Annotated in this window: 34 protein-coding genes, 1 tRNA gene and 3 pseudogenes; 5 read left to right on the top strand and 33 right to left on the bottom strand. The window is 36.0% G+C overall.

Annotated elements, in window-relative coordinates; all coding sequences use genetic code 11:
• Positions 1-23 precede the first annotated feature (23 nt).
• The 3 genes from RHAB15C_RS07220 to RHAB15C_RS07405 all read left to right on the top strand — a co-directional run bounded on the left by RHAB15C_RS07220 (position 24) and on the right by RHAB15C_RS07405 (position 1,113).
• Positions 24-413: a hypothetical protein gene (locus RHAB15C_RS07220; protein WP_246587571.1), complete on the top strand. Its 390-nt coding sequence runs from the start codon at positions 24-26 to the stop codon at positions 411-413.
• Positions 403-924: an SOUL family heme-binding protein gene (locus tag RHAB15C_RS01085; protein ID WP_194845538.1), complete on the top strand. Its 522-nt coding sequence runs from the start codon at positions 403-405 to the stop codon at positions 922-924. The genes RHAB15C_RS07220 and RHAB15C_RS01085 overlap by 11 nt, the downstream gene beginning before the upstream one ends.
• Before the next feature lie 81 nt (positions 925-1,005).
• Entirely contained in the window at positions 1,006-1,113 is a 108-nt protein-coding gene (locus tag RHAB15C_RS07405; RefSeq protein WP_350339543.1) for a hypothetical protein, read from the top strand.
• Here the strand turns inward: RHAB15C_RS07405 and RHAB15C_RS01075 are convergent.
• The 3 genes and pseudogenes from RHAB15C_RS01075 to RHAB15C_RS07400 form a co-directional block, all read right to left on the bottom strand.
• A complete protein-coding gene (locus tag RHAB15C_RS01075; RefSeq protein WP_194845540.1) occupies positions 1,106-1,840 on the bottom strand; it encodes a tetratricopeptide repeat protein in 735 nt (244 codons plus the stop codon). The two genes, RHAB15C_RS07405 and RHAB15C_RS01075, sit on opposite strands and share 8 nt — an antisense overlap.
• 104 nt (positions 1,841-1,944) lie before the next feature.
• Positions 1,945-2,755: pseudogene (locus tag RHAB15C_RS01070) on the bottom strand (IS5 family transposase).
• A gap of 84 nt (positions 2,756-2,839) precedes the next feature.
• Positions 2,840-2,920, bottom strand: a pseudogene (locus tag RHAB15C_RS07400) (autotransporter-associated beta strand repeat-containing protein); the annotation flags it as partial.
• Positions 2,921-3,121: 201 nt separating this feature from the next.
• On the opposite strand from RHAB15C_RS07400, the pseudogene RHAB15C_RS07210 reads away from it, so the two are divergent.
• Positions 3,122-3,340 (top strand): annotated as a pseudogene (locus RHAB15C_RS07210) (IS630 transposase-related protein); the annotation flags it as partial.
• Positions 3,341-3,342: 2 nt separating this feature from the next.
• Positions 3,343-3,420, top strand: coding sequence for an IS630 transposase-related protein (locus RHAB15C_RS07395; RefSeq protein ID WP_194845612.1), 78 nt, complete (start codon positions 3,343-3,345; stop codon positions 3,418-3,420).
• A gap of 320 nt (positions 3,421-3,740) precedes the next feature.
• Here RHAB15C_RS07395 and RHAB15C_RS01050 read toward each other — a convergent pair.
• From RHAB15C_RS01050 to lpxA, 30 genes are all read right to left on the bottom strand, one after another.
• A tRNA-Leu gene (locus tag RHAB15C_RS01050) sits at positions 3,741-3,823 on the bottom strand.
• An 82-nt stretch (positions 3,824-3,905) separates the two neighbouring features.
• Positions 3,906-4,718: a hypothetical protein gene (locus RHAB15C_RS01045; RefSeq protein ID WP_194845541.1), complete on the bottom strand. Its 813-nt coding sequence runs from the start codon at positions 4,716-4,718 to the stop codon at positions 3,906-3,908.
• Positions 4,719-4,742: 24 nt separating this feature from the next.
• Positions 4,743-5,756: a type I glyceraldehyde-3-phosphate dehydrogenase gene (gap, locus tag RHAB15C_RS01040; protein ID WP_194845542.1), complete on the bottom strand. Its 1,014-nt coding sequence runs from the start codon at positions 5,754-5,756 to the stop codon at positions 4,743-4,745.
• Positions 5,757-5,948: 192 nt separating this feature from the next.
• Positions 5,949-6,374, bottom strand: a complete 426-nt coding sequence (gene rplQ, locus RHAB15C_RS01035; RefSeq protein WP_194845543.1) for a 50S ribosomal protein L17 — start codon at positions 6,372-6,374, stop codon at positions 5,949-5,951.
• Positions 6,371-7,474, bottom strand: coding sequence for a DNA-directed RNA polymerase subunit alpha (locus tag RHAB15C_RS01030; protein ID WP_194845544.1), 1,104 nt, complete (start codon positions 7,472-7,474; stop codon positions 6,371-6,373). The genes rplQ and RHAB15C_RS01030 overlap by 4 nt, the downstream gene beginning before the upstream one ends.
• An 84-nt stretch (positions 7,475-7,558) precedes the next feature.
• Positions 7,559-7,957 (bottom strand): 30S ribosomal protein S11, encoded by a 399-nt coding sequence (gene rpsK / locus RHAB15C_RS01025; protein WP_194845613.1) that lies wholly within the window; start codon positions 7,955-7,957, stop codon positions 7,559-7,561.
• Between the two features lie 40 nt (positions 7,958-7,997).
• Entirely contained in the window at positions 7,998-8,366 is a 369-nt protein-coding gene (gene rpsM, locus RHAB15C_RS01020; protein WP_194845545.1) for a 30S ribosomal protein S13, read from the bottom strand.
• A gap of 100 nt (positions 8,367-8,466) precedes the next feature.
• A complete protein-coding gene (gene secY / locus RHAB15C_RS01015; protein ID WP_350339551.1) occupies positions 8,467-9,837 on the bottom strand; it encodes a preprotein translocase subunit SecY in 1,371 nt (456 codons plus the stop codon).
• Between the two features lie 21 nt (positions 9,838-9,858).
• On the bottom strand, positions 9,859-10,317 hold the full coding sequence (gene rplO / locus RHAB15C_RS01010) for a 50S ribosomal protein L15 (protein WP_194845547.1): 459 nt from the start codon (positions 10,315-10,317) through the stop codon (positions 9,859-9,861).
• On the bottom strand, positions 10,314-10,811 hold the full coding sequence (gene rpsE / locus RHAB15C_RS01005) for a 30S ribosomal protein S5 (protein ID WP_194845548.1): 498 nt from the start codon (positions 10,809-10,811) through the stop codon (positions 10,314-10,316). Before rpsE ends, rplO begins: the two co-directional genes overlap by 4 nt.
• A gap of 15 nt (positions 10,812-10,826) precedes the next feature.
• Positions 10,827-11,198 (bottom strand): 50S ribosomal protein L18, encoded by a 372-nt coding sequence (gene rplR / locus RHAB15C_RS01000; protein WP_194845549.1) that lies wholly within the window; start codon positions 11,196-11,198, stop codon positions 10,827-10,829.
• A gap of 18 nt (positions 11,199-11,216) precedes the next feature.
• A complete protein-coding gene (gene rplF, locus RHAB15C_RS00995; RefSeq protein ID WP_194845550.1) occupies positions 11,217-11,768 on the bottom strand; it encodes a 50S ribosomal protein L6 in 552 nt (183 codons plus the stop codon).
• 20 nt (positions 11,769-11,788) lie between these two features.
• The gene (gene rpsH, locus RHAB15C_RS00990) at positions 11,789-12,181 is read right to left on the bottom strand and encodes a 30S ribosomal protein S8 (RefSeq protein WP_194845551.1); all 393 of its coding nucleotides are present in this window, start codon (positions 12,179-12,181) and stop codon (positions 11,789-11,791) included.
• A 21-nt stretch (positions 12,182-12,202) separates the two neighbouring features.
• Entirely contained in the window at positions 12,203-12,745 is a 543-nt protein-coding gene (gene rplE, locus RHAB15C_RS00985) for a 50S ribosomal protein L5 (RefSeq protein ID WP_194845552.1), read from the bottom strand.
• 14 nt (positions 12,746-12,759) lie between these two features.
• The gene (gene rplX / locus RHAB15C_RS00980) at positions 12,760-13,092 is read right to left on the bottom strand and encodes a 50S ribosomal protein L24 (RefSeq protein ID WP_194845553.1); all 333 of its coding nucleotides are present in this window, start codon (positions 13,090-13,092) and stop codon (positions 12,760-12,762) included.
• 10 nt (positions 13,093-13,102) lie between these two features.
• Positions 13,103-13,474, bottom strand: coding sequence for a 50S ribosomal protein L14 (gene rplN / locus RHAB15C_RS00975; protein ID WP_194845554.1), 372 nt, complete (start codon positions 13,472-13,474; stop codon positions 13,103-13,105).
• Positions 13,475-13,513: 39 nt separating this feature from the next.
• A complete protein-coding gene (gene rpsQ, locus RHAB15C_RS00970; protein ID WP_194845555.1) occupies positions 13,514-13,777 on the bottom strand; it encodes a 30S ribosomal protein S17 in 264 nt (87 codons plus the stop codon).
• A 14-nt stretch (positions 13,778-13,791) separates the two neighbouring features.
• Positions 13,792-13,986: a 50S ribosomal protein L29 gene (gene rpmC / locus RHAB15C_RS00965; RefSeq protein WP_194845556.1), complete on the bottom strand. Its 195-nt coding sequence runs from the start codon at positions 13,984-13,986 to the stop codon at positions 13,792-13,794.
• Positions 13,987-14,001: 15 nt separating this feature from the next.
• The gene (gene rplP, locus RHAB15C_RS00960) at positions 14,002-14,421 is read right to left on the bottom strand and encodes a 50S ribosomal protein L16 (RefSeq protein WP_194845557.1); all 420 of its coding nucleotides are present in this window, start codon (positions 14,419-14,421) and stop codon (positions 14,002-14,004) included.
• Position 14,422: 1 nt separating this feature from the next.
• A complete protein-coding gene (rpsC, locus tag RHAB15C_RS00955; RefSeq protein ID WP_194845558.1) occupies positions 14,423-15,076 on the bottom strand; it encodes a 30S ribosomal protein S3 in 654 nt (217 codons plus the stop codon).
• A gap of 10 nt (positions 15,077-15,086) precedes the next feature.
• Positions 15,087-15,422, bottom strand: a complete 336-nt coding sequence (gene rplV / locus RHAB15C_RS00950) for a 50S ribosomal protein L22 (RefSeq protein WP_194845559.1) — start codon at positions 15,420-15,422, stop codon at positions 15,087-15,089.
• Positions 15,423-15,430: 8 nt separating this feature from the next.
• Positions 15,431-15,733 carry a 30S ribosomal protein S19 gene (gene rpsS / locus RHAB15C_RS00945; protein WP_194845560.1) on the bottom strand — a complete coding sequence of 101 codons (303 nt, stop codon included), beginning with the start codon at positions 15,731-15,733 and terminating at the stop codon, positions 15,431-15,433.
• Positions 15,734-15,753: 20 nt separating this feature from the next.
• The gene (rplB, locus tag RHAB15C_RS00940) at positions 15,754-16,575 is read right to left on the bottom strand and encodes a 50S ribosomal protein L2 (protein WP_194845561.1); all 822 of its coding nucleotides are present in this window, start codon (positions 16,573-16,575) and stop codon (positions 15,754-15,756) included.
• Positions 16,576-16,597: 22 nt separating this feature from the next.
• Complete coding sequence (gene rplW / locus RHAB15C_RS00935; RefSeq protein WP_194845562.1) at positions 16,598-16,936, bottom strand: 50S ribosomal protein L23; 339 nt, start codon at positions 16,934-16,936, stop codon at positions 16,598-16,600.
• A gap of 2 nt (positions 16,937-16,938) precedes the next feature.
• Positions 16,939-17,610 (bottom strand): 50S ribosomal protein L4, encoded by a 672-nt coding sequence (rplD, locus tag RHAB15C_RS00930; protein WP_194845563.1) that lies wholly within the window; start codon positions 17,608-17,610, stop codon positions 16,939-16,941.
• A gap of 13 nt (positions 17,611-17,623) precedes the next feature.
• Positions 17,624-18,268 (bottom strand): 50S ribosomal protein L3, encoded by a 645-nt coding sequence (rplC, locus tag RHAB15C_RS00925; protein ID WP_194845564.1) that lies wholly within the window; start codon positions 18,266-18,268, stop codon positions 17,624-17,626.
• 319 nt (positions 18,269-18,587) lie between these two features.
• Positions 18,588-19,364, bottom strand: a complete 777-nt coding sequence (locus tag RHAB15C_RS00920) for a hypothetical protein (RefSeq protein WP_194845565.1) — start codon at positions 19,362-19,364, stop codon at positions 18,588-18,590.
• A 31-nt stretch (positions 19,365-19,395) separates the two neighbouring features.
• Positions 19,396-20,460, bottom strand: coding sequence for a hypothetical protein (locus tag RHAB15C_RS00915; protein WP_194845566.1), 1,065 nt, complete (start codon positions 20,458-20,460; stop codon positions 19,396-19,398).
• Between the two features lie 103 nt (positions 20,461-20,563).
• Positions 20,564-21,496 (bottom strand): methionyl-tRNA formyltransferase, encoded by a 933-nt coding sequence (gene fmt / locus RHAB15C_RS00910; protein ID WP_194845567.1) that lies wholly within the window; start codon positions 21,494-21,496, stop codon positions 20,564-20,566.
• 7 nt (positions 21,497-21,503) lie between these two features.
• Positions 21,504-22,355, bottom strand: coding sequence for an acyl-ACP--UDP-N-acetylglucosamine O-acyltransferase (gene lpxA / locus RHAB15C_RS00905; RefSeq protein WP_194845568.1), 852 nt, complete (start codon positions 22,353-22,355; stop codon positions 21,504-21,506).
• Position 22,356 lies beyond the last annotated feature (1 nt).

Here is a 22,356-nt window from a genome sequence, read left to right as displayed (position 1 = left end):
TTGATTGCTTTGAATAGATTGGTATGCTGATAAAAAAAAAAGTAATAGACACTTATTTTATGCTTACTAAAAAAAATCCCTATGGCTTAAATCCAAAATTATTTTTTAAACGCTTAACTCATAATTTATCTATAGGTTTTTTGATTATTTTAGGCTCTTTAAGCGGTGGTATACTAGGGTATCATCACTTTGAAAAGATGACTTGGATCGATGCTTATGAAAATGCTGCTATGATCTTATCGGGGATGGGACCTGTAGCAACTATAGAAACCAAAGGAGGAAAAATCTTTGCAGGCACTTACGCTCTTTTTAGCGGGATTATTTTTCTAGTGGTTATTGCAATTATTTTTGCTCCTGTAGTTCATCGTTTTTTTCATAAATTTCATATTGAAGAAGAAAAGCTTGGCAAATAAAAAAGATCGACCCAAATATCTGGTGCTTAAAAAATGGGGTAATTTTGAAATTAGGCAATATGAACCACGCATTATTGCAGAAATAGCGATTCAAAAAGATTTTGAACAAGCTACCAAAGAAGGTTTTAATCTTCTGGCAGCTTATATTTTTGGACAAAATGCAACTAAATCCAAAATTTCTATGACAGCTCCTGTAGAACAAAGAGAAGATGTAACACAAAAAAATTGGCTGATTGCTTTTAACATGCCAACAAACTACAAAATTACAGACCTTCCTTCCCCTAAAAATTCTCGGATTACTCTAAAACAGATAGAAGCGCAAAAAAGAGCAACGCTTATTTTCTCAGGATTTTACACAGAAAAAAAAGCTGCACAAAATAAAAAACTGCTTTTAGAACTCATAGAACAGCATGGCTATTCCCCTACTGGTCCCTGTACTTTGGCAAGGTACGATCCCCCTTGGACACTACCTTGTTTTCGTCATAATGAATTGCTATTCGTCATTCACTAAATCTGCAATTTACCTTTACGTTGACCTTTTACTATACCTATCCCACCACTGAACATTGGTCTTTCTTTAGCTTTGATTTTTATGGAAGAAATGTATCTAAAAACCAAATTGAAAGTTTGGGAAGATACAACCAAATTCTGGTTAAAAATCTTTGCATTACTCTCTTGGATTATTGTACGCCTTAAGTAGAAGTATTTTTCTTAAAAAGATCAAACAGTTTTCCTATTATTGCTTTTTCATCTTCTGTTTCAATTTTTACTTCATAAAAACCTATCTTTGGAAAAGAGGGATCTTCTCCTCCTGAGTTCAAAAGATATTCTGCATGCTCGTTCATTACAATCGTTAAATAGCAAGCTGTAATGCCCTTTAAATGCTCCTTAGCTTTAAATCCATTTTTTTCTATCAAATAGATTGCTGCCAAATAAAGAGAGCTCTCTGACTTTTGAGACTCTAGTCCTAATAAATCCTTAAAGAGCTTTTTAGATTCTTTATATTTTGAATTTTGAAAAAAAAATTTAGCCTTTCGTGAATATGCATCTATTTCTTCTGGTTTTTTTAAGTTTATTAAAAATGTATTTACATTTCTTTTTAAGGTTTTTACAACACTCTCTCTTCTTTCCAAATGAGGTCCTTTAGAAGTATTTTCATTGATTGGTTCATTATCCCAGAATTTTTTTCTGGCTTCTTCTAAAGAGGAATTAGAAGTAGGTAATTTTATAAATCTTTTTGGCCTTCCTAAAGTCTGCGTCCCACTTATAAATCGAGAACTTTTTTCTGTATCAATTAAAGATTGTTCAAAAGTATCAGCTTTAGAATTTAAAGAAGATCTATTACTAGATCTTCTTAAAGTAAAAGATCTCCTAAAAGTATCTAGCGCTCCATTATTATGGAATTCCTTTGAAGCATTTATAGACATAATAATATTCCTGTTAAATATTAACGAATAAGAGATGTAGAAATTTGATTTTTACTCTCTTCACATCTAAGGCTCTATTAATATTAGACCTCTTTCGAAACCCATTAACGTAGCTCCAGATTATAAACGCTGGCAATGAGATTAAACCGAAGACCAAACCTTTTCCGCCTATTTCTATAACGATCAGCTAAAATTTTAAATCGCTTAAGCAGACTAATAGCATTTTCATTAATTACGCGTTCTTTGGAAAGGAATTGATTATTTTTTTTGTCTTGTTTTGTTAAAGGGTTTTTCTTACTTCTTCTCTTAGGCATTTGGCTTTTGGCATAAAGCTTTTTAAGTCCTCTATACCCTCCATCCGTGATAAGACTTATTTCGGAATGAAATTTGGTTTTAGATTCCTTAAATATCCTAAAATCATGTCTTCTACCTTTGGAAAAAAAGGTATAAATAATCTTTTTTGTGCCCTTGCTCATTATAAGCTGACTCTTTAATGTGTGCCTTTTCTTCTTTCCAGTTGTTTTTTTTAGGGCGCTCTATTGCTGCCTCTGTTACATCTATTAAAAGAAGCTCTCCTGCTAAATCATTTTTTAATAGCTCTTTGCGCCCAGGTAGTGCAAATAGGGGATGTTTTACCAGAGTGTCTTCTACCCATCTTATTGTTTTATAAGCTGTGCTTTCACTGATACTATAGCTCTGGCTTATGTGAAAATAGGTTCTATACTCTCTTAGATACTCTAGAGTCATCAGTAACATGTCTTCTATTTTTAATTTATTGACACGACCTCCTCGGACTTTTTTCTCTTTGTGACTTATCTCCAAAATCAATCTCATTTGATCAAATGTGCTACGTTTTACTCCAGTTAATCGTCGGAATTTCTCGTTGTCTAAATCTTTTGCTTTTTCAAATTTCATTATGCCCTTATGTACTTTTAAGGACATTATTTTATACAAGGGTTTTTTATTTTCTAGTTTTGAAAGAGCTCTATTGACAAGAAGAGTTCCATCTATAACGTTTGTTCCTCCAGAATAGGTATTTACTCCTGTTAATGTGAGGGTACCGCTGCCTTGTTTAGTAATTCCTCCTGTCCCACTAATGATACCTGCGTATGTAGTGCTATTCGCTATTCCTTCAGTAAAACCTTTTGTCCCTAAGTTGATGCTACCAGTTCCACTTAAATCACCAATGGTTGTAGACGAGGTGCTTATGCCACTAATATAGCAATTTAACTTTAAACTTTCACGACAAAGAAGTATGATGCTTACACGGCATATTTCTATGATTTAAGAAAAAAAACACTAGACTATGTAGAGAAAGGCAATTCAAAAGAAGAAGCAAGTCAAATCTTTGGAGTGACGGCACGCAGCATATTTAATTGGATCAAGAGAAAAGAGCAAAGGCGCTTGGCTCCTAATAAAATTAAAGGAGAAAAGCTAAAAGCGTACCTTCAAGAGAATCCGGATAGCTACTTAAAAGAAATAGCCGAATACTTTGAGTAACGATAACTGCGGTCTTTTACGCATGTAAAAGACTAAAGATTACTTTAAAAAAAGACACCCTTCTATCAAGAAAGAGATGATGAGAAAAGAGAGAAGTTTCAAAAGAGAATAGAGTAAATTGCTGAAGAAGATCGAGTTTATGTCGATGAAAGTGGGATTAATGAATATTTTCAAAACAGGATGCGAAGTATGATTTTTGCCTCCCTATTCTCCTGATTTGAATCCTATCGAAAAGTTTTGAGCACATTTTAAGAAAAGAGTAAAAGAAATCTTAAGCTTATATTCAAACCTTACAGAAGCTATTGATCCATCATAAAACCCATGGCAAATGCATTGGCTGTAAAAAAATATGCACCAGCTGCTTTTATTTAGGAATAGTAAAATAGACAATAACAAGTATTGCTCGGAACAGGAGTCGAACCTGCACGCCCTTACGAGCAAGGGATTTTAAGTCCCTAGTGTCTACCATTCCACCATCCGAGCAAATGAAGAAGCTCGTGATTGTACTGAAGTATTTAAAAAAAAAGCAAGAAAAAAGGCTCTTAAATTTTTAAGAGCCTTCATATCAGAATAAAAAATCGGTATTGATATTTTCTGTAAAAGCAGAAGGGTTAAGAATAGAACGACTAAAAGCAGCTCCTTCTGAACCTGGATCTTTATCTGAATCTTTGTTCTCTTCTACTTTTGGCTCTGCTTGTTGCTCAAGAATTTCTTCGTGAGTGATAATCTCTTCTTTTTTTTCTATAAGAGATTGTCCTAAGTCTTTATCTTTATAACGACTAAGCAGAGTTTCTGAAATAAGTATCGGAGGAGGAGGAATAAGCATGGGAGATGAGATTTTTTCTTCATCTGTTCCTTTTTGCTCTTCTTTTGACTCGCTCGGCTCTTTTTCAGAACTATCTGCTTTGCAAGAGCGTTGTTCTTGTTGTTCATCAGTATGGCGACGGCGACGGCGACGATGGCGGTCTCGCCGCTTATCTGTACGCACTTCTTCTGTTGTAGATTCAACAGTTTCTAAAGTAGAGGATTCCTCTACTACAGATGCCAACTCTTTTTCAGGAGTAGGAGTTTCTTTAGCAGGAACACGTGTATTTTCACGACCCCCTCCAATTTTAATGGAACGCTCATGGCTTACATTTTTCAATGCAATGCGCGCTTCGCGTACTTCTAAAATCTCATAATCTCCTGTGGGCACTAAAAATGCTTTAGGCTTTTCTAAAGAACGGAAAAAGAAAGCCCGACCAAAAGAGACAACTTCCACTGCATCAACGTAATATTCTTCTGCTTTTTCTCCTTTAGTATTACGAACGAGAAGCTTATAGCCCTCTTCTCTAGGAGAAATAATTGTTTCAATCGTTGGTTCTCGAGTAAAATGCACGTGTCTTATTCCAGGTTATTAGCTTTAGGTCTCTTTGGATACCATATATCGCAGCAAATCTACGACTCGATGTGAGTATCCCATTTCATTATCATACCAAGCAATTAATTTATAAAAATGAGAATTTAATTTTATTCCTGCGTGTCTATCAAAGATACAAGAAGAGGGGTGTCCAATAAAGTCAGAAGAAACAACATCTTCATCACAATAGGTAACAATGCCCTTCATAGGGCCTCTTGCTTCTTTTTGAATAACAGCACAGATTTCCTCATACGATGTAGCTTTGGTAAGTCTTACTGTAAGATCGACAACAGAGACATCAATCACAGGAACACGCAGTGCCATCCCTGTTAATTTGCCTTTTACTTTAGGCAAACAAAGTGCCACTGCTTTTGCTGCGCCCGTAGATGAAGGAATAATATTCATACTTGCAGCTCGACCTCCTCTTCGATCTTTTCTAGAAGGCCCATCTACTGTATGTTGTGTAGCTGTCATAGCATGTACAGTGGTCATTAGACCTTCTTCTATTCCAAAATGATCAAGTAATATTTTGGTTAAAGGCGCTAGACAGTTTGTTGTACAAGAGGCATTAGAAACAATAAAATCCTTACTAGGATTATAATTTTCTTGATTAACTCCCATTACAAAAGTAGGAACTTCCCCTTTTGCAGGAGCAGAAATAATGACTCTTTTAGCACCAGCTTTTCTATGCTTATTCGCTGACTCTAAATCAGTAAAATGACCCGTTGATTCAATAACATAATCTACTTTTAAATCTTTCCAAGAAAGCTTCTCAGGTTCTCTTTCAGAAAAAATTAAAATCTTTTTTTTATTTACATTTATATGCTTATCATCTGCGGTAACAGAGAGAGGGAAAGTGTGGTGAACAGAATCATACTTTAATAAATAAGCCAAATCTTCAGGTGAAACAAGATCATTGATTGCAACAACATCGATATCTGGACACTTTTCACTAATAATCCTTAGTATAAGGCGACCAATTCTTCCAAACCCATTAATACCAACTCGAATTGACATGTATTCCTCCTTATCGAGTCTTCGTTTTATATATCAAAACTACCTCAAGATTAATACATACGGTTGTATATCTACAAGGCTTAAAAAAACCGTTCAAGATCCCTTAGGGAATATAAAATATATATTTAGAAATTTGAAAAACAATCTCTAAAAAAGCATCTATGAATAGACGCTTTTTTAGATAATATAAATTTATTCAGAAAGGTACTCAATATAACAGAGGGAGGCTCCATCACCTACACGATATCCTTCTTTTAGAACGCGTGTAAATCCACCGTTTCGATTAGCAAATCTTTTTGCAAGCTCATCTAGCTTGCCTATCACTTTACGATCTGTGTTATAAGAAGAAGTATCTCCTGCCTTAGCAGCTCTTGCTTCCTTAGCGGTTAATGAGTTGTAACGGATCATTAAATCCCCAATGATCTTACGTTTATTAGCCAAAGTATTTGATTTAGCTAAAGTTACAACATGGTCCGCATGCCTTTTAAGCTCAGAAGCTTTACGTTCTGTTGTTCTAATCCGGCCATGTACAATTAAAGATTTAACCATATTAGCAATCATACAGCGGCGATGACTTGCAGTTCGCCCTATTTTAAAGGTATGTTTGCGATGTCTCATGTTTGATGTCCTGCCTTTTTACTTAAGTATTCCTGTACAACTTCTTTAACGTTATCTTTATGAAGATCCATGCCAAGATCTTCTTTAGTCATTCCTAGCCAAAGGCCCATTCCTTTTAGTTTATCTTTAATTTCATTTAGAGATTTTTTTCCAAAATTTCTAAATCTTAAAAGCTCAGGTTCTGGCATAACGACCAATTCTGCAATTGTATCAATACAAGCTAAAGAAAGACAATTACTTGAGCGCACAGAAAGCTCAATTTCATTAATTTTTAATGCAAGCTTAGCCATCAGAGCATCTTTATCTGTATTGAGCTTAATCTCTCCCTGATCAAAACTTAAGACATCTACATTTAATTCATCAAAAACTTCAAAATGCAAAATTCCAATTTGGGTTGCAAAGGTAAGTGCTTCTTCAGGAGAAATACGTCCATCTGTAGTCACTTCCAAAATCAAACGATCAAAGTCTGTGTCTTGACCTATACGTGTATTTTCTACAAAGTAATTTACCAATCTTACAGGAGAAAAAGCAGAATCTAGCAAAATTTCATCCACCATGTTTTCTTGTATCTGATGTCTTTCAGCAGGCACATATCCACGACCAATTGCTATTTTCAAGTCAATTTTACGCATCATTGGTTTTGTGACTGTAAAAATCACCAATTCTGGATTAAATATATCAAACTCAGACTCTCCTAACAAATCGTGTAAAGTTACTGCATATTGACCATTGTTTTTTTCAAGCATTTCTGACGTAACATCCAGCATTCTGGAAACCTGTTTTAACTCACGAGATTCTAGCTCTTCATCTGTTGGTAATTTGCGTAAAAGAGCGTTTTTAAAATTTAACACAATTGTTGTCATATCTTCTATTACGCCATCAACTGCCATATATTCATGAGGAACATCTTCGATACGCACGGAAACAATAGCAGGAGCTTCTAAGGAGCTGAGCATGATTCTGCGCAAAGCATTCCCAACAGTGTGTCCAAAACCTCTTTCAAACGGCTCTGCAATAAAACGAGCAAATGTCTTGGAACGGCTCGTTTCATCAAGCTTAATCTTTGACGGCAACTCAAATTTGCCATATTTAATGGCCATGATCAAACTCCTGAAAATTTCTAGTTCTTTTTTAAATACCGATAAAATCAGTATTATTTATATTTTTATAGCAAAAAAACGAGTTTATACCCTTCGTCTTTTAGGTGCACGACATCCGTTGTGAGATATAGGAGTTACATCTCTAATAAATGTAACTTCTAATCCACCACCGCGCAATCCTTTTACAGCAGATTCTCTTCCTGTACCAGGTCCGCAAAGATTTACTTCCACTTCTTTCATCCCGCTAATTGTAATCGCTCGCTTTGCAGCATCTTCTGCTGCCATGTTTGCTGCAAAAGCAGACGATTTACGAGAACCTGTATACCCAACCCTACCAGCAGAAGAAGAAGTAATTGTATTACCTGCTAAATCAGTGATAGAAATAATTGTATTACTAAAAGTTGCTGAAACATGAGCAATACCTGATGAGACATTGCGATGCGTCTTTTTTTTATTTTTAACAATAGTTGGTTTTTTTACCATTACCTTACGAGTATCTTGTTTAGCCAAAGTTCAATCTCCTCTATTTCTTTTTGTTCGCAACTGTTTTTCTCTTTCCTTTTCTAGTACGCGCATTAGAACGTGTACGTTGGCCACGAACAGGAAGACCTAGACGATGCCTCATTCCTCGATAGCAATGAATACTAATTAATCTTTTAATATTCCCTTGAACTTGGCGACGAAGATCCCCTTCAACTATGTAGTCGGATTGCAATTTAGCATTAATTTTTGCAATTTCATCTTGTGTTAAACGATGCGCTCTCATATTAGGATCTAGTCCTAGTTCCTTGCAAATTCCTTTTGATATCTCACGACCAACACCATAAACGTATGTCAAGCTAATTTCTAGCCGCTTATTATCTGGGATATCGACTCCAATTACTCTAGGCATGAAATAAATTCCTTTTTTAAACAATTATCCGAGGCATTTTATCAGATCTTTTATTTATTTACAATATTGACCTGTTATCTTAATTCGACTAAAAAAACTTCTATCTTCCTTTTAGTCGACTTCTCTTCATAAACCCTTCATAGCGTTTCATTAATAAGTGGGATTCTATTTGCTTAGAGGTGTCTAAAATAACACCTACGAGAATAAGCAAGGAAGTCCCTCCAAAAAAATATGTGATACTTGCGTCTACATGTAATAGCTTTCCAATAATTGTTGGTAAAATTGCAATCATTGAAAGGAAAATAGCTCCTGCAAATGTAACTCTATTCATCGTTAATTCTAAGTAATCTTGAGTAGATCTTCCTTGCTTAATCCCAGGAATAAAAGCTCCATTCTTTTTCATATCAGACGCGATTTGTTCTGGATGAAACTGAGTTGCAGTCCAAAAATAGGTGAAAAAGATAATAAGCATTACAAAGATAACCATATATAACCAGCTACCTGGTGAAATAGCACTTGCACATCTTCCAATCCAAGAATTGGCTCCTATAAATTGCCCAATTGTAGCAGGAAACATTAACAATGAAGAAGCAAAAATCACAGGGATCACTCCAGCATAGTTTATTTTCAAAGGAATATATGCATTCCCTCCCCCTTGCACTTCATGCCTTCCTACAACTCGTCTAGCATATTGAAGAGGGATCTTCCTTTGACCCTGAATAATTAAAATAGTCCCTACTATGATAAGAACAAAAACAATAAATAAAATAACTAATGAGGAAAAAGTAAGCTGTCCTGGTTCTTGAGAATCTAAATTGAGTTGACGTATTACAGAACCCAAAGTACTCGGTAAAGAAGAAAGAATCCCAACGGTAATAATTAAACTAATTCCATTACCAATCCCTTTTTCTGTAATCTGCTCACCAATCCACATTAAAAGAATAGTTCCAGTGGTCATGGTTATCATTATAATTAAATAAAACAACCAAGGAATTCCTAAAAACTGTACATCCATAACCTCACTTGCAATAATTCCAGGCGTTCCTGTGTTTAATTGCACAGCAAATCTTCCAAATAACCCTGATTGAAAAAATGCTAAAAACAAAGTAAGAGTACGTGTCCAGCGTCCTAATTTACGCTTTCCGCTTTCTGGATTTTCTTTGATTTCCCTTTGCATGGTAGGAACAAGCGCCATCACTAACTGCATAATGATAGAAGAAGATATGTACGGCATTACCCCTAGAGCAATCACAGTCATTTGAGCAAAAGCTCCCCCGGAAAATATATCCATTAGCTGAAAAAGATTTTGGCTGCTACCTGCTGTACTGCGAAAAAGCTGTACGGCTAACTCTCCATTAATACCTGGCACAGGTATATAAGAACCTATGCGGCAGGCAATCAACATAAGAAAAGTAAAGAAAATCTTTTTTCTAAGATCAGGTATAACAAGCAATTTAGCTATTTTTGCAATCATTTTATATCTAATGTTCCATTAGCTTGTTATTTTTTGATAAGAAATACCTTGTCTTTTCAACTTCTCTTCTGTTGCTTGAGAAAAGAAACGTGCTTCAATGCTAACTTTTTTAGTTAGATCTCCATTGGATAAGATTTTTAATCCCCCGGAAACTCTACGAGGGGCAATACCTTTCTCTTGCAAAGTATTTAAACTAACTATTTCTCCATCTTGGTATAACTTGTCGATCATTTGCAGATTAATTGCAAATACATAAGAGGCAAAGCGCCCATTGGTAAAACCTTTAGTAGGTAGCTTTTTATATAAAGGAATTTGCCCCCCCTCATGTCCAAAACGATACTTATAACCTTGACGAGCCTTATCGCCTTTATTACCACGACCGCAGGTTTTTCCTCTTTTTGAACCAACTCCTCGCCCTACTCTTTGCACTTTTTTCTTAGGTCTGTGAGTATTAGCTAATTGCGATAAAGTAATCATGATGCTAAACCTCTATTTTCTAGATTTTTTTGACGATTTACAAGGCGCTCCAGAGCGGCAAATGTTGCTTGCACTTGGTTTAAAGGATTATTAGATCCATAGATTTTTGCAACTACATCCTTTACCCCGGCAAGCTCTAACACAGAACGGACCTTTGAACCTGCAATAACACCTATTCCATCTCGAGCTGGTTTCAATAGAACTATGCAACCGTCCCAATGCACTAAAATTTCGTGCGGAATTGTAAACCCTTCCATTTCAAACGTAAGAATGTTTTCACGGGCAAATCCTGTTGCTTTACGAATAGCGTCTGATACTTCATTTGCTTTAGCAAAGCCAAAACCAACTCTACCTTGTCTATCGCCTACAAGAACTAACGCAGAAAAGCTAAATTTCTTTCCGCCTTTTACCGCTTTACAACAACGATTAACGTACAGAACTTTTTCTTCAAATTCCGTTCCAAATTCTTCAGCGCGTCTTTTATTTTGTTCCATGTTACATCCCTTAACTTAAAATTGTAACCCTGACTGACGTGCAGCATCTGCAAGTTCTGCTAGCAATCCATGGTATTTATGATGGCCACGATCGAATACAACACTTTGAATATTTTTTTGCTTAGCAGCATTTGCTAATAAAATACCCACTTCTCGTGCAGCTTGTTTACTTTTTTTACCCAAATTCTTTTGACGTAAAAGCGGTGTATATGTGCTTGCGCTTGCAAGAGTAACCCCTTTTTCATCATCAATTAACTGTGCACAAATGTGTTTCAGCGATTTAAATACAGAAAGTCGAGGCTTATCACTAGAACCGCGCACCTGTTTTCTGATACGCAAACTTCGCCTTTTTCTTTTTGTATTTCGACTTTGTAATTCATTAAGCATAAGAGCTCTACCTTAAAATTAACCTGTTTTTCCCTTTGCTGCCTTACCAGCCTTTTTACGTACATGCTCTTTCTCATAGCGAATTCCTTTACCCTTATAAGGTTCAGGTTTTTTTTCTGCTCGTATTTCAGCAGCAAAATGTCCTACGAGAAACTTATTTATTCCTTCAATAATAATTAATACTCCTTTTTCCACTGTTACTTTAATTCCTTCAGGAATTAAAAGCTCTGTGGGATGAGAGCGTCCAATTTGTAAATCAAGCATATTACCTTTAATCTGAGCACGATACCCAACACCTTCTAGCTTTAATCTTTTTTCAAATCCAGCGCTTACACCTGTAATCATATTATTAATCAAAGCTCTGGCTAAACCATAATCTTTGTTGTGTACTTCTATTTGCTCATCTTTTAAGACAAATAAATAATCGTTTTCTATCTTTACCAAAATCCCTTTGACTGCGGGGATGGATAATTCACCTTTAGGGCCTTTTACTTCAATTCGCCCATTTTGGATCTTAATATCTATTTTTTTCCCGGCAAGTGAGATTGGCATTTTCCCAAGACGCGACATATAAATTACCTCTTCTTAAATTACCAAACCACACATAATAACTCACCGCCAAGTCGATCTCTTCGAGCGGCTTTACCATCGCGAATACCTTTAGAAGTAGACACAATTGCAACTCCCATTCCACCGTAAACAATGGGAATTTCAAGATAACCAACGTATTGCCTTGCAGAAGGAGAAGACATGCGTTTTAAACCTTTCAACACAGGCTCTCTTCCGTTAGCATATTTTAAAAAAAGTCTTGCTTCTCTTTTTTCTTCATTAACAAGGCACTCCCCAACAAATCCATTCTCTTGCAATACTTTTATAACCGCTAGTTTTACTTTACTGGGTCTGAAAATGACAAAGCGATGACGAGCACTTTTTGCATTACGAATTCTTGTTAGCAAATCTGCAATTGGATCACTTAATGACATGATTTTTTCTCTCCCTCACCTTTATTCTGCTGTTTTAAATGGAAGTCCAAGTGATGTTAATAGCTCGAGACACTCTTCATCAGTTTCTGCGGACGTCACAAATGTGATATTCATTCCTTGCGTTTTCTTTATCTCATCTAAGATAATCTCTGGGAAAATTTGCTGCTCTTGAATCCCTAAAGAATAGCTTCCTCTACCATCGCACTTAGGGTTAAAGCCACGAAAATCTCGAATACGAGGAGAAACAATGTGACAAAACCGATCAAGGAAATCATACATTCTCTTTTTTCTAAGAGTAACCTTTACCCCAATTGATTGACTTTCACGTAGTTTAAAATTGGCAATTGCTCGACGTGATTTTGTCAAAATCGGCTTTTGTCCTGATAACAATGCCATTTCCTTGACACAAGCTTGCATTGCATTTTTATCTTTAGAAGCTTCTGCTATCCCCATACTAATTACAATTTTTTTTAATTGAGGAATAAGCATTAAGTTGGAATACTTAAACTTGTTTTGCAGTTCTTTTTTTACAACTTCTTTATAGCGTTTATGTAATCTAGACATTGTTTATCTTCTACTTATGAATGTTTTTTAACCTGGCGAAATTTAATTTGCTTATCCTCTTCCAAATAAAATAGCTCTTTAGCTCCATTAGCTGCAAAGCGTACTTTGATCTTCACTGGCTGATTTTCTTTATTGCATAAAGAGACATTGGAAATATGAATAGGTGTTTCAATTTCGATAATTCCAGCACCTGGAGCTTTTGTTTGACGCTTAGCATGCTTCTTACGAAGATTCACCCCTTGTACTAAGACTCGCTCTTTATTTCGAGAAATCACTTCACCTGACTTTCCTTTGTCGTTGCCTGAAATTACAACAACAGTATCACCTTTCTTAATCCACTTGCTCATAAACCCTCCCTTAAATCACTTCTGGTGCTAATGAGGTAATTTTAATATAACCTCTTTCACGCACTTCACGTGCAATAGGACCAAAAATACGTGTCCCCTGAGGATTTCCCTTGTCATCAATAATTACACAGCTATTATCAAAAAAAGATAGTTGGCTTCCATCTTTACGAGAAATGCTACTGCATGTTCTAACAATGACAGCTTTAACTACTTTACCTTTTTTAACGGTCCCTTTAGGATCAGCTTCTTTTACAGCGCAAATAATTACATCGCCTACACCCGCACGAGGACGCTTAGAACCTTTTTTTATAATTCTAAAACAACGCACACGTTTAGCACCGGTGTTATCTGCTACTTCTAATTCGGTTTCTTCTTGAATCATGGCTTTTGTATTCCTAGTAATTTATGCATCTGTTTCTCATCAAAGCACTTGCAATACACGCCATCTTTTCAACTTTGAAAGAGGACGCGTTTCAATAATCTTAACAAGTTTTCCGATCTCAACTACCCCCTCTTCAACGTGAGCGTAATAAATTTTACCGCGTGTAATCACCTTATTAAAATTAGGGTGCTTAAATGTACGATCTACACGAACCTTAACGGTCTTTTGCATCTTATTAGAAACAACCACACCCTCTCTAACTTTACGCTTTGTGTTGTATTCTTGATCTGCTTGTTTTTCCATTCTTTACCTACGGTTTACGCCTTTTTCTCTTGAAGGATTGTCAAGACTCTTGCTTTATCTCTTTTTTTTAATCGAATTAAATGAGGTTTTTCCAATTTACGTGTTGTCTTCAACTCGTTACGCAGCTCGAAAATCTCTTTAGATAAATCGGCATAAAGAGCTTGTAATTCTTCTCTTGATTGATCTCTTAATTCTTTTGCTTTTGGCATTTGTAAAACCTTATTTTATACTCGTTCTACTCGTTCAACAAATCTAGTACGAAGTCCTAATTTAGCTGCTGCTCTTTTTAATGCATCTTGGGCATCTGTTTTAGATACTCCAGCTACTTCAAACAATATTCTACCAGGTTGAACAGCTGCTACCCAATGATCTACTGCACCTTTTCCTTTTCCCATACGGGTTTCAGCTGGTTTTCTTGTTACAGGCTTATGTGGAAAAATTCGAATCCAAACTTGGCCACGGCGTTGAAAGTGTCGATTGATAGCAACTCTACAAGCTTCAATTTGATTAGCTTTTATGTCTCCTCTTTCGAGAACTTTCATCCCAAACTCACCAAATTCTATAAAATTACCACTTTTACTTAAGCCAGAACGACTGCCTTTCTGAGTTTTTCTATGTTTTGTACGAACAGGCATTAAGGCCATGTTAGCCTCCTACTACTTTTGATCGATTTATCTCATCTTCGCCTTTATTAATGCATACTTTGATTCCAATAGAACCATAAGTGGTTTCTGCTCTGGCTATTGCATAATCAATATCAGCTCGCAGTGTATGTAAAGGAACACTCCCTAATATATACCACTCTACACGAGCAATTTCAGCACCACCAATACGCCCTGAAATTTGCACTTTAATCCCAATAGCTCCTGCATCCATAGTAGCCTGCATAGCTTTTTTCATAATTCTTCTAAAAGGGATTCGACGCTCTAATTGTCTAGCTATATTTTCAGCTACAAGCTGCGCTTCAAGATCTGGTCTTTTAATTTCTTCAACTTCGACCCAAATTTCTTTCCCTGTTAACTTTCTTAACTCTTGCTTCAAGATATCGAGTTCTGCAGCTTTTTTCCCAATAACCAAGCCTGGGCGCGCCGTATGAATAGTCACTTCTACTTTACCACTCATTCTTCTAATAATGATTCTAGAAGTACCTACGCAACAGGACTTTTTCATCAAATGCTTACGAATCCTATCATCTTCTCCTAGTAAATCACCAAACTCTTGCTTGTTGGCATACCAAAGAGAAAGCCATCTCTTATTTCTAATTAATCTAAACCCAATCGGCGATGTCTTTTGACCCATTGTTTCCCCTCTATTCAGCAGCAACGGCTATTGTAAAATGACTAGTTCTTTTCATAATTGGATGACTTCCACCTCTATTTTTCGGCTTGGCACGCTTTAAAACAGGTCCTGCATCTACCCTTACTTCTTTTACAATTAAATTGCGCCTTTGAACGTGTAACTGCGTTTCTGCATTAGCAATTGCAGAGTTTAATGTTTTTTGCAGAAGCAATCCTGCTCTTAATTTACAAAAACGCAATTGTATTACAGCCTCTTCAACTTTGAGACCCCTAATTAAATCAGCAGCTAAACGCGCTTTTCTTGGACTAATTCGCACATACTTTGTTTTCGCATAAGCTTGTGGCATAAATTTTCTTAACCTCTTCCTGAAGTTGCAGATTTAGAACTATCTGCACTTTTTTTCGACCCATGCCCTTTAAACACTCTCGTTGGTGCAAATTCACCAAAACGATGACCCACCATATTATCGGACACAAAAACACTAATAAACCTCTTTCCATTGTGAACATCAAATGTATGTCCAATCATTTCAGGAAGAATCATGGATCGTCTTGACCATGTTTTGATAGGACTTTTTTTACCGTTTTTATTTTGTACACTTACTTTATCTAACAAGTGATGGTCTACAAATGGCCCTTTTTTTAACGATCTTCCCATATAAGTTTCAAACTCCCAATCTATTTCCTACGGTCTTTAACGATCATTTTATTAGATTTCTTCTTAGAACGCGTGCGACGCCCCTTAGTATCTTTTGCCCATGGAGTTTGCGGAAGATACCCATTATGTTTACCTTCTCCTCCTCCATGCGGGTGATCCACTGGGTTCATTGCTGTTCCGCGAACAGTCGGACGAATTCCCCTCCAGCGAGAGCGCCCTGCTTTCCCTTCCACACGTAAATTTCTTTCTGGATTAGAAACCGCTCCAAAAGTTGCTCTACAATTTTCATGAATGAGTCTTACCTCTCCAGACGGCATTTTTAAGTTCACATATCCATTATCGGTTTTCGCCATTAATTGAGCAGAAAGACCTGCTGAACGCACAAGCTGACCACCTCGCCCTGGATAAAGTTCAATATTATGAACAACCGATCCAAGAGGCATATGCTTTAGGCGCATGCAAAAACCCACATCAAATCGTCCTTGATCATTTGTTGCTATTACAGCTCCTACTTTTAATCCTTGCGGAGCTAAAATGTAGCGTTTTTCTCCATCAAAATAGTTCAATAGAGCAATAGCAGCTGTTCGATTAGGATCGTATTCAATAGATGCTACTTTAGCAGGTATATTTTCCTTATCTCTTTTAAAGTCAACAATGCGATAAAAACGCTTATGACCACCACCTTTATGTCTACAAGTAATATGACCATGGTGATTACGGCCATTTGTTCTTTTCTTCTTTTCAATTAAAGACTTTTCAGGCTTTACACAACTCAAAGCCTCTTGCTTGGTTAAAACAAGATGACGCTGCCCGGCTGTAGTGGGTCGAAACTTTTTTAACATAGTAACTCCAAGACTCCTTAGCTTAACCTTTATCCTCAATATTATCCCCAGGCTCTAAGGAAACAATGGCTTTTTTAAAACCTGCTTTTTTTCCTAGACGTCCTCTTACACGCTTTGCTTTGGGCTTAATAGTAATTGTATTTACAGATGTAACTTTAATTTTTTTCTCAATGTAAATTTTTTCAAGAGCCTGCTTGATTTCTTGCTTATTTGCTTTTTTTGCAACCAAAAAAATATACTTCGGAGTTTTACATTTCCTAACAGAAGGATTACTTTCATTGGATTGTAATTTTTCCATAACTAACGCTTTTTCTGTTATATGACGAGATAATATAACATCGTAAGGACTCTTTTTTAACATAATTAACTCTGTCCTCCTAATAAAACTTTTAACTGGCCCACAGCTGAATTCATTATGACCAGATGTTGATTAGCAATCACGTCATATCCATTTACAATATTTAGCGGAAGAAATCTCAATCCAAGAATATTACGAGCACTTAAAAATAGTGTATGATATTTTTCTAGCAACATAGTGCTCTGTCCTTCATCACCACGCTCTGCTAAAAAAAGAATCTTTTTATTTTCTAAATCTCTTGCTTTTAAAAATTGCACAACTTGTTTTGTTTGTGGCTTATTCATTTCTGTAAATTGCAAAACATGCAAAGAATCATTCAGTGCTTTTTCTATCAATAATTGACGAATGACAGCACGCTTCTCTTTTTTGTTTACCTTTACATGCTGATCAAATTTTGGCCTAGGAGCATGAACACGCCCTCCTCCTTTATACTGAGGAGCACCTAAATAACCCTGCCTTGCTCTACCAGTACCCTTTTGAGGATGAGGTTTTTTACCGCTATGATTTACCTCTGCTCTCGTTTTTGTATTTGCAGACCATTGACGAGCGTTTGCGCGCAGAGCTGTAACATAATCTTTAATCATTTGCGTATTTGCAACTGGACTGAGTAGCTCATCATCGATTTCAATTTTTCCTATTTCTTCACCAGATAAATTATATTCCTTTAGATAGGTCACGACTATAACTCCCCTACGCTTTCTTCTTTGCTTTTGAGATATAAACTAATCCATTGCGCGGCCCTGGAACAGCCCCTTCGACAAGGATAACATTCTTTTCTAAATCGACTTTTACTACACGCAAATTCTGCGTGGTTACCATTTCGTTTCCCATTCGACCTGATTTTTTTTGCCCTGGTAAACAACGACCTGGCGTAGAACGCATACCAGTTGAACCACCATGACGATGAAACCCAGAACCATGAGAAGCAGGTCCACCTGCAAAATTATGACGTTTCATAACCCCTTGATGACCTTTACCTTTCGAAACACCAGAAACATCTACATAACTAATCTCATTAAAATAGCTTACATTAAGCTCTTGAGCTACTTGAAAGCCTTCTATATTTTCTACTCTAGATTCTTTTAGAGAAGACCTTGGCTCTATTTTTGCTTTTGCAAAATGGCCTTGTAGTGGTTTAGAAACATTTTTAAGCTTTGAAGATTTAACCTTATAAGCCGCTAGTTGAACAGCATTATAGCCGTCCTTGCCTTGACTACTTTTAATTTGAGATATGACATTAGGCTCTGCCAAAATCACTGTGCAAACAATTTGATTACCTTGAGCATCAAATCGCATTGTCATTCCTTTTTTCTTTCCTTGAAATTTTAAAGTCATACCTTTTCCTTATTATACAGATTATCGCCGTGAGTGATCTCTTTTAAGGCACTGTTATAAAACAGCAACATCAGAATGAGAGGTGTCTGACAGCAACAAGGAGTATACGCGCTTATGAATGCTTTGTACTTTCTTGCCCTTTAAGCCTTTATTTTGGCTTAAGCGAAAAGGCTACCAAAAAACTGATTTTTTCCTCAATGTCTTTTTTACATTCTTTGTTTTTTATCTCGGCAATAGCCAAGAAATGATCAACAAAGAAAGAATAAATCCCAAAACAAAGAGCAAAAAACCCCATTCTCTAAGGTTTAATCTGTTTTTTTTAAAGTCCCATGCCATAGGCAAAACCATTTTCTTTTAAAGAAAACTTTCCCTTATGAGAAAAGAGCACCGTGCTATCATACAGATAAGCAGAAATCTTTAAAACTAAAACACAACTACTTAACGCAAGCATTAAAGTATCTAGCTTCTTGAAGTTTTTTTTAAATACTTCTAAAGAAATTTTTAGAGATATTTCTGCTATCCTAAGCAAAGAAAGCCTGCATTTTTCATTAAGTTCTTTTTTAAGAGTTTCTGATTCAGAATGGCAACTTAAAGTATGATTCAAATAGTTCTGATATCCCTCCTGAAAAAGATAAAATACTTGAGTAAAGAGGTAAAAAAAATCATTTACTTTTTCTAATCGCTTTTGCAGATCGGAAGAAAGAGAGATTAAATGAATTCTTGCAAGAAAGGAAACCCCTTTAATCCCATTACAAAAAATATCTACCATACTAAAAAAAAATTTACTAAATATCTGAACCCGTTTAGCAGTAAAATCATTTGAGGTGGGATTCGCATATACTTCTACTGCCCATTTGGAATGAGCAACTAGACTCTTAGCATCATTGAGCAACTCTACTCCACTTAAAAGTTCTTCTCCTATATCACAAACATCTAATGTCCTTTCATGATATTTCTGCTGAGATAAAAAACACTTAGATGCTTGAGCAGTTAAAAAAAGAAAACTTAAACCCAGCCAAGACGGTTCGGTGTTAATTGTTGAGGGTTTTTCTGTATTGTTTAAAGAAGGACCAAGTAAGCTCCTTAGTGTATTCAAAAAACTCTCACTTTTTTATAAGTAAAAAAAACTACTTTAATAATAGTGTATTTACATCTTCATATTTTGGCGTCATTGATTTAAAAAAATGACTAGATAAATTAGCCAATGTAGCAATTGTCGAACAAAAAAGCATTACCTTAGGAGAAACCCTACAAAGCCCTTTTTTATTTGCTAAAGGAATAGCTCCAAGCATAAAAACAGAAACATTCCCTGCTATGCTTGCTAAATTTTCAAAGCCTAAACCCTTTGTTTGATATCGCTTATGATCATCTCCTAAACGTGCAAGCGCTCCTGTAATAATTGCAGTCAGATTCCCTATTTGAAGAAAGGGATTTTGCGCAGACACAATCTTTGTAATTTCACAAAATTTAATACTCTCAAACGCACTGCTGTACACTCCTGCCCAAGCACTAAGACTTTTTCTAAATGAGGCTTTTTTAAAGATCTCTTTTAAAGAACCACCTCTATTTTCTTCCCTAGAAGAATGCAGGTTTCCTAACCGAAATCGAGCTTCCTTTGGCAATAAAAATACATCTCCATTCCCCAGATGAAGTTCCATTTCACCTTCTGACAAAAACCTATTTGTATCTCCATTTTGAAATTGCTCTCCCTGTTTAACGAGAGCTCCATTCTGTAATTGAAATTCTGTATCTGGTTCTAATATAGGAGCCCGCTCTCTTAATCGCAGAGTATCGCCTTCTCGTAGAACATGTACTCCTGCCTCTAAAATAAGCTGATCTCCATTTTTAAACGAAACCACATTTGAAGATCTTAGATTTAATGCATTACTCATTTGGTCGGAAAGGCCTACTAAAGTCAACCACCCTTTGCATTTTCCAGCTTCTTTAACTATAACACTTACTTCTTGTCCAAATCTCTTATTTTCTAAGACGAGTAAAGCACACTTACCTAAAGCCTCTATTCCTTTAGCTAGATCTCTTGGTTTCTTTAACAAGGATTTAAAAAATCTACTGCTAACTTCACATACCTTTTTCAGTGGAGTATTTTCATATGCTCCATTTAAAGTATCAAAGACATATTTAACAGGGGTAATAATAAGAGAGTCAAAAGCACTTTGAACATAAAAAGTCATAATTGTAACCCTTGATTTAAATGTATTTTAAATTTAAAAGAATACAAATATAGCTTAAGTCAAAGATAAATATCTAGTAAAAAGCAACATACTAAAAATTATTTTATCGAATAATTTTTGAATTTTGAAGACCATTAAAACAATCAGATGCTGACATAGCTTTTTTACCTTCGAGTTGCACTTCCAGAAGACGCAATACTCCTCGTCCACAGACAACTCCTAACCCTTTATCCAATTTAACAAAAGAACCCGGATTTTCTGAGGATGACAGATTTTCTGGAAATGCACGTAGAACTTTAAGACGCTTTTTTTTGTTTTTTACCTCCAGCATACAAAAAGCTCCTGGGGAGGGGGATAAAGCTCGAATGCGGTTATGCAATAGATAAGAATCAAGCCCCCAATCAATCTCTTCTTCTTGAGCAGATATTTTTGGAGCTAAACTCATTTGAGAATGATCTTGCGGAATTCTTTTTACAGAATGATTTTTAAATTGTTCAATTACCTGCAAGATCATTTCTTGAGCTAATACACATAACTCTTTTTCAAGCTCACCATGAGTCATTTCAAAAGGAATGGGAATTTTTTGCATAGATATGATATCCCCTGCATCCATTTTTGGAGTCATTTCAATAATAGAAATACCCGTTTCTTTTTCTGCATTTATAAGGCATCTTTGCATAGGAGCAGCTCCTCTATATTTAGGGAGCAGACTTGCATGGATATTAATACATCCCAAAAAAGGAAGATCTAAGACTTCTTTTTTTACAATTTCTCCGTAAGCCACCACAATAAAAAGATCGGCTTGTAGACTTCTAAGCTGCTCAACAAATTCTGGAGAAGATGCTTTTTCAGGTTGAAAAATAGGTAAATCTAATTGAATTGCAGTTTGCTTTACCTGCGGGAAAGAAGATTTTAATGATCGTCCTGTTGGACGATCGGGACGCGTAACAGCAGCTATTACACTAACTTGGTTTTGTACAAGATAAAATAAAATCTGCGCAGCAAAAAAAGAGGTCCCAAAAAAAATGATTTTCATTGGAGATTTATACTCTTTCTTCAATTAACTCTTCTAGTTCATCAAAGTCCTCCTCAACCAACTGTTGAACCGATTGTTGAAATCCAATTAACCCTCTTTGAGAACTGCGACAAAAATTGATCCAGTGTTGAATGTGGATGGTTTGTTCAATCTCTCTATGAATCCGCTCTAATGCTTTAGAAAGACGTAATTTAGCCCGATAGGTAATTTTAAAAGCTCTCGATAAAGCTCTACGATCTTCTAAAGAGAACCCATGACGCCTTAAACCAACTAGATTTAATCCACCTAGCTTATAAGGAGTCCCTGCTCCAATGGTATAAGGAGGGACATCATGTGTAATGCGACTAAATCCTCCTACCATTGCATATTTCCCTATACGCGCAAATTGATGAACAGGGGTCATTCCTCCAATAATTGCATGATCTTCCACAATTACATGACCAGCTAGCATAGCATTATTTGCCATAATTACTTGATTGCCAATTTGACAATTATGAGCAATATGACAATACGCCATAATTAAGCAGCCATCTCCTACGCTTACTACAGAGCCTTCTTTGCATGAGGAATTAATTGTAGTAAATTCTCGAATTTCACAATATTTCCCAATGACAACAAAGGTTTTTTCTCCTTTAAATTTTAAGTCTTGAGTTTTTGTGCCAATACTTGCAGATGGCCATACAATTGTTCCTTCTCCAATTGTGGTATAACCATCAATATAAGCATGAGACTTAATAACAACATGATCTTCAAGCGTAACATTTTTTTTAATAATCGCATACGCTTCAATTGTAACATTCTTACCAATCTTTGCACCGGACTCGATGATGGCAGTAGGATGGATATTTGACTGAGACATG

It is taken from the genome of Candidatus Rhabdochlamydia porcellionis (assembly GCF_015356815.2).
Classification (GTDB): domain Bacteria; phylum Chlamydiota; class Chlamydiia; order Chlamydiales; family Rhabdochlamydiaceae; genus Rhabdochlamydia; species Rhabdochlamydia porcellionis.
Note: the sequence above shows the minus strand (reverse complement) of the source record. Positions and strands in the feature narration are given on the sequence as shown.